Here is a 6,428-nt window from a genome sequence, read left to right on the forward strand (position 1 = left end):
GGCCGGCACCGGCGCGGCCGCCACCGTCGACGGCCGGCGCGTCACTGTCGGCAGCCTCACGTTGCCCGCCGACGCACCGGGCTGGGTCCGGGCAGTGCTCAGCCGGGCCGCCCTCGACGGTGCCGTCGTCGCGTGGGTCACCGTCGACGGCGACCTCGCGGGCGCCCTGCTGCTCGTGGATCCGTTGCGCCGCGACGCCGCCCGCACCTTGCGGCGGCTCCGCTCGGCCGGGCTGAACCGTCTGGTCATGCTCACCGGCGACCGGCACGAACCGGCCGAGGAGATCGGGTCCGTCCTCGGCCTCGACGAGGTGTACGCCGAGCAGACCCCGGCCGACAAGGTGAACGGCGTCCGCACCGAGCGTGAGTCGGCGGTGACGGTGATGGTTGGCGACGGCGTCAACGACGCGCCCGCGCTGGCCGCCGCGACAGTAGGCGTCGCGATGGGCGCCCGCGGGTCGACGGCGAGTTCCGAGGCCGCGGACATCGTGCTGACCACTGACCGTCTCGACCGGCTTGCCGACGCGATGGAGATCGCGCGCCGCTCCCGGCGCATCGCCGTGCAGAGCGCCACCGTCGGCATGGGCTTGTCGCTGGTCGCTATGGGGTTCGCCGCGTTCGGGTACCTGCCTCCGGCGATGGGCGCCCTGCTCCAGGAAGGCATCGACGTCGCAGTCATCGTCAACGCCCTGCGTGCCCTGCGCGGTGACCGCGCCCGCGAACTGGACCTGTCCGACGAGACCGAGACGATGCTGCTCAGGTTCTCCGCCGAACACGACGTGCTGCGCGACGAGCTCTCGATCCTGCGCGAGGCCGCCCAACTGCTCGCCACCGGAGACCTCGTCGCCGCCCATACGGCACTGCGCCGCGTCGATACCTTCCTGTTCGACACGCTTCTCCCCCACGAACGGGCCGAGGACAGCGAGTTGTACCCCGCCCTGGCGGCACCGCTGGGCAGCCGGGAGGCGACCGCGACGATGAGCCGCATGCACGCCGAGATCGATCGGCTCAGCCGCCGCCTGCGCACGCATCTCGAGCAGGCCGATGCCGCAGGCGGCCTGCGCGCCGACCAGTGCGACGACCTGCTCGCCGGACTCTACGGGTTGTACGCGCTGCTGAGGCTGCACTTTGTGCAGGAGGAGGAAAACTACTTCACCCTCGCACCGGAGGGAGACTTGTCCCCGGAGGCGCCACAGCAGCGGATGTGAGCGAGAGCCTCGACTCTGGCGGGAATGCGCTCACAATTCTGGGACGCCGACACCTTGCGAAGAACCGCATCCTTCGCCGAACTGACCTGAAGGGCACGCTACGTGCGCGTACGCTGCACTCTCATGGTCAGTATCACCGGACCCGGTGAGGGGGCCACGGGCAATGCCCGGTAGGTGGCGCACCCGGTTCACCGGCTCGGACGCCCTCACCGACCAACCGGACTTCGCGCTGGTCGGGGTCGTGCGGGTGCCCCAGGAACAGCCCAGCCCAGGGCGGGCGATCGCCCGCCGGATCGGGTACGCACTGACCGCGTTGGCGATCGCGGTGGTCGTGGTCTACCTCGGCCGCGGCGGCTACCGGGACGTGCAGGACACTCCACTCTCGCTACTGGACTGCATCTACTACGCGACGGTGTCGCTCTCGACCACCGGCTACGGCGATATCACCCCGCTGACGCCACAGGCTCGGATGATCAACATCTTGGTGATCACCCCGTTGCGGGTGTTCTTCCTCATCGTGCTGGTCGGCACCACGTTGGCGGCGCTCACCGAAACCTCGCGGCAGGCGTTCCAAATCCAGCGGTGGCGCCGACGAGCACGCAACCATGTCGTGGTGGTCGGGTACGGCATCAAGGGTCGCGCTGCGGTGGATGCGATGTTCGGTGAGGGCACCGATCCGTCCGAGATCGTGGTAGTCGACACCGACCCGGCCGCCCTCGAGTTCGCCACCCGCCAGGGTCTGGTCACCGTGCACGGCTCGGCCACCAAGTCCCAGGTTCTGCGCTTGGCCGGCACCTCGCACGCGTCCGCGGTGGTGGTTGCCACCGGGCGTGATGACACGGCGGTCTTGGCCACGCTCACTGCTCGTGAGCTCGCGCCCGGCGCGAAGATCGTGGCCGCGGTGCGTGAAGCGGAGAACACCGATGTGCTGCGTCAGTCGGGCGCCGACACCGTGGTCGTCTCCGCCGCCACCGCCGGTCGGCTGCTGGGGGTGGCGATGTCGGCCCCGTCGGTGGTGGAGATGATCGAGGACCTGCTCACCCCGGAGACCGGTTTCGCGGTCACCGAACGCGAGATCGAACCCGACGAGATCGGTGCTTCACCGCGATATCTGTCGGATCTGGTGCTCGGTGTCGAACGGGGCGGGCGGCTGCTGCGGGTGGGCGCGGGCGACGCCGAGATCCTCGCCCCGGGTGACCGACTGCTCTACCTGCGACGCATACCCGATTGACCTGCGAACGGAGCGGACATGGACCCGCAACACGTCATCGAAGTGCGCGATCTGCACAAGCACTTCGGTCACGTTCACGCCCTGGACGGACTCGACCTCACGGTCGACGCCGGAGAGATCCACGGCTTCCTCGGACCCAACGGATCCGGAAAGTCCACCACTCTGCGGGTCCTGCTGGGAATCCTGCGGGCTACCTCCGGCCGGGTACGAATGCTCGGACGCGACCCCTGGTCCGATGCGGTCACGATGCACCGCGATGTCGCGTATGTGCCCGGCGATGTCACGCTGTGGCCGTCCCTGACCGGCGGGGAAACGATCGATCTGCTGGCACGACTGCGGAGCGGACTCGACGAACACCGCCGCGACGAACTGATCGCACGATTCGCGCTCGATCCCCGCAAGAAGACGCGCAGCTATTCCAAAGGCAACCGGCAGAAGGTCGCCCTGATCTCGGCGCTGTCGTCGCATGCCCGGATTCTGCTGCTCGACGAACCCACCTCCGGCCTGGACCCATTGATGGAACAGGTCTTCCGTGACTGCGCCCGGGAATCGGTGGACCGCGGCGCCACCATCCTGCTCTCGAGCCACATCCTCTCCGAGGTGGAGGCGCTCTGCCAGAAGGTCACCATCATCCGCGACGGCAGGACCGTCGACACCGGCGCCGTCGATGAGATGCGGCACCTGAGCCGCACCTCCATCACCGCCGAACTACTCGGTGACCCCGGCGATCTGCACCTGATCCCCGGCGTCACGGATGTCACGCTCGACGGCAGCACGTTGCATTGCCAGGTCGACAACGACGACCTCGGCCGACTGATCCGCCTGCTCGGCGACACCGGCGTCCGCAGCCTGATCAGCACACCACCCACGCTGGAGGAGTTGTTTCTCCGACACTATCGGGTGGACACCGCACCGGAGGACCGGACCGCCCCCAAGGCCGAGGAGCGGGCATGATCACGATCTCCGCGCCCTACCCCCACGACACCGGTCGCATGGGCGCCGACTTCGCCGGCACACGGCAACTTCTGCGGCTGTGCCTGCGCCGCGACCGGATTGTGCTGCCGCTGTGGGTCCTGATCCTCGGCGTGCTGATGCCGATGACGTATGCGGGCAGCATCGAAGCGGTCTACCCCACCACCGCCGATCTGGCGAAGTTCGCCGCAGCGACCGCAGCCAGCCCAGCCCAGATCGCGATGTACGGGCCGATATTCAACGCCAGTCTCGGCGCGGTGGCGATCTGGAAAGCCGGTGCGCTCCATACCGTGATCGCAGTCGCGGTGATCCTGACCGTCGTCCGGCACACCCGCGCCGAGGAAGAAGCCGGACGCGCCGAACTGATCGCGTCCACCTCGATCGGCCGTTACGCCGGGTTGACGGCCGCACTCGCCCTCACCGCGGGCGCATCGGTCGTCACGGGAGCATCGTTCGGGCTCGTGCTGTACCTGTACAACCTGCCCCCGGCTGGCTCGGTCGGCTTCGGAAGCGCGCTCGCCGCAAGCGGTCTGGTCTATACCGGCGTCGCTGCCGTCGCCGCGCAGTTGACCACCTCGGCCCGCCCGGCCCGCGGGATCGCCCTCGGCACCGTGGGGGTGTTCTTCGCGCTGCGCGCCGTCGGTGACGCCGGTTCCGGACCACTGTCGTGGTTGTCCCCGCAAGGCTGGTCTCTACAGCTGCGCCCGTTCGCCGACGAACGCTGGTGGGTCCTGCTTCTGCACGTGGCCGCCACGGCGGCAACGATCGCCACCGCGTACATGCTGCTGCGTCGGCGCGACCTCGGCGGCGGACTCATCGCTGAACGCCCTGGCGAGAAGACCGCCGGTCCGACTCTCGCCGGCCCTGTGGGCCTGGCCTGGCGCATGCACCGCGGCACGCTGCTCGCCTGGAGCATCGCTCTGCTTCTCTACGGCCTGCTGTTCGGCAGCGCCGCACACGGACTCGGCAACCAACTCGGCGACAGCCAGACGATCGGCAACGTCCTGGCCCGACTCGGCGGAACCACCACCATCGAAGACGCCTTCGTCGCTCTCGCACTCACCATGCTGGGCATCGCGGCTTCTGCGTACGCGATCTCCGCAACCCTGCGGCTCCACTACGAGGAAACCGCCCACCGTGCCGAACCGGTGATCGCCGGGCAGGTCGGCCGCATCCGCTGGGCATCGAGCCACCTACTGTTCGCGGCGCTCGGCCCGGCAGTGGCCCTCGTCATTGCCGGTCTCGCGGTCGCAGTGACGTACGGTGCGGCCGTCGGTGACGTCGCCGGCACACTCCCTGCGACGGTCGGCGGCGCCCTGGTGCAACTGCCTGCGATCTGGATCTGTGTCGGCGTCACCATGGCGCTCTTCGGGTGGCTACCGCGAATCACGCCCGCGGCGTGGGCGATCTACGTGGCGTTCCTGTTGATCTTCACCGTCGGTTCGCTCGCCGATCTCCCACCCTGGGTGCTCGATCTGGAACCCTTCGGGCACCTCCCGAAACTGCCCGGCGCAGCATTCACCCCCGCACCCGTGATGTGGGAAACACTCATCGCAGTGGCGCTCATCGTGGCCGGAGCGCTCGGCTTCCGCCGCCGCGACCTGCGGTGACGGCACAGCCGAACGCAGAAGCGGAGAAGTCGGCGGGAACTCATGGCCCGAGAAGCACCGCTGCCGTCCCGACTGTTGCGGTCATCAGTAGAGCCGTGAACAGCCCCGTGACCAACGAGGCACCGGCCATGAGAACGACCGTCCCGGAGAACAGACCGGCGCCTATGACACCCGCAGGCAGGAACAGTACGGCGCCGCGTTCCCGGGTTTTGCCGGACGTCTGGGCGTTGGTGCGGAACACCGTGGGGTGCTTCCGTCGAAATATGGATGGATGAAAACCCTCGTGGCGGAGGCGATGGAGGGCCCGGCGGCGAGGCTCCAAATATCTGGACACAGTTCCCCGCACAGGGAAATGTATGACCCCCGGTCTGGGCCAGACTCGGACAGCGCCGAAGGTTGGGACGGTTTCGATACGGCGTCACCCAATTCCGTGGTGCCACTTGCTACAAGGATAGTCGTGTGTGGACCGTCATCCATCGCCACAACCGTTCCGCGATACGACGATGACCACAGGGTTGTAGGTCCGTAGCTGCAGGATCATCATCGATGGAGACGAGACGAAGTTTTCCCTGTGCCACAACAGGATCTGCGACAGCGGAAGCGGGGTTCGATTCCTGGTGGTGCAACTGCAGGAGCGGTGATGTGTGCAAAGTGGCCCTTCATGGCGCGGTACGCACGGATGGCGCCGTGGCACCGCAATCCTTTGATTCGGGGATGCCCCCGGATCGATGCCGTTGCCATGCTCATCACGGCGACAGTCGTCCTGCTCCTGGTGCCGATCGCCGCCGCCTGCGGCACCGCTGCCTACGCTGACGAGAAAGCTGCAGCGGAGACCACTCGTCTCAGCGACCGCGAGGTGACGGCGGTCCTGCTCGCGCCCGCCCAACCCGCGTGGGGCGCCGAAACCGACGACACGACCGCCCACCGTGCTCACGCCTCCGCCCAGTGGGTTGTCGACGCCATCCCCCATACCGGCGACTTGACGGTCGCACGGGGCGCCGAGCCAGGAGACACCACGACCATCTGGGTAGACAAGAACGGGCGGGTCGTTCCCCCTCCTGCGACGGATCGGCATGTACTGGCCGACGCGATCAGTATCGGAGTGACGGCGTGGATGTTCGGATCCGCGGCCGCGGCTGCGGCCCGGGTATTGGTGCGCCGGTGGAACTGGGCCCACCGAATGAGGCAATGGGAATACGAGTGGGATCGATTCGACCGGCACCGCGACCGGCCGCGGCCACTCGTCGCAGTCGGCCTCCTCGCGTCGGCGACAGCGGTGTTGCTCTGTGCCGCAGGAGGAATCAATGCCGAGTACGACGCGTATCCGACGGTACGCGCCGCCCTCGGCATCAGCGACTACCGCACCGTCCCGTTCGATGCGAAACTGGCGCCCGAGCCACAGTCTGGC

At 68.1% G+C, this 6,428-nt stretch carries 6 protein-coding genes; 5 read left to right on the top strand and 1 reads right to left on the bottom strand.

What is annotated here, in order from left to right; genetic code table 11:
* The 4 genes from Q8814_RS23540 to Q8814_RS23555 all read left to right on the top strand — a co-directional run.
* On the top strand, nucleotides 1-1,207 hold a 1,207-nt coding region (locus Q8814_RS23540), incomplete at its 5' end, for a heavy metal translocating P-type ATPase (protein WP_330154391.1).
* A 163-nt stretch (nucleotides 1,208-1,370) separates the two neighbouring features.
* On the top strand, nucleotides 1,371-2,438 hold the full coding sequence (locus tag Q8814_RS23545) for a potassium channel family protein (protein WP_330154392.1): 1,068 nt from the start codon (nucleotides 1,371-1,373) through the stop codon (nucleotides 2,436-2,438).
* An 18-nt stretch (nucleotides 2,439-2,456) separates the two neighbouring features.
* Nucleotides 2,457-3,392 (top strand): ABC transporter ATP-binding protein, encoded by a 936-nt coding sequence (locus tag Q8814_RS23550; protein ID WP_330154393.1) that lies wholly within the window; start codon nucleotides 2,457-2,459, stop codon nucleotides 3,390-3,392.
* Entirely contained in the window at nucleotides 3,389-5,020 is a 1,632-nt protein-coding gene (locus Q8814_RS23555; RefSeq protein ID WP_330154394.1) for an ABC transporter permease, read from the top strand. The genes Q8814_RS23550 and Q8814_RS23555 overlap by 4 nt, the downstream gene beginning before the upstream one ends.
* Nucleotides 5,021-5,060: 40 nt before the next feature.
* Here the strand turns inward: Q8814_RS23555 and Q8814_RS23560 are convergent, their stop codons facing one another.
* Nucleotides 5,061-5,261: a hypothetical protein gene (locus Q8814_RS23560; protein WP_330154395.1), complete on the bottom strand. Its 201-nt coding sequence runs from the start codon at nucleotides 5,259-5,261 to the stop codon at nucleotides 5,061-5,063.
* Between the two features lie 399 nt (nucleotides 5,262-5,660).
* Between Q8814_RS23560 and Q8814_RS23565 the strand changes: the two genes are divergently transcribed.
* The coding region (locus Q8814_RS23565; RefSeq protein WP_330154396.1) for an Rv1733c family protein at nucleotides 5,661-6,428 on the top strand (768 nt) is incomplete at its 3' end.

The organism is Rhodococcus chondri (assembly GCF_036327435.1).
Taxonomy (GTDB): Bacteria; Actinomycetota; Actinomycetes; order Mycobacteriales; family Mycobacteriaceae; genus Rhodococcus; species Rhodococcus chondri.

Excerpts from the sequence above, each read along its gene's own strand:
- Q8814_RS23545 (WP_330154392.1), top strand. The coding sequence starts at position 1,371 with ATGCCCGGTAGGTGGCGCACCCGGTTCACCGGCTCGGACGCCCTCACC.
- Q8814_RS23550 (WP_330154393.1), top strand. The coding sequence starts at position 2,457 with ATGGACCCGCAACACGTCATCGAAGTGCGCGATCTGCACAAGCACTTC.
- Q8814_RS23555 (WP_330154394.1), top strand. The coding sequence starts at position 3,389 with ATGATCACGATCTCCGCGCCCTACCCCCACGACACCGGTCGCATGGGC.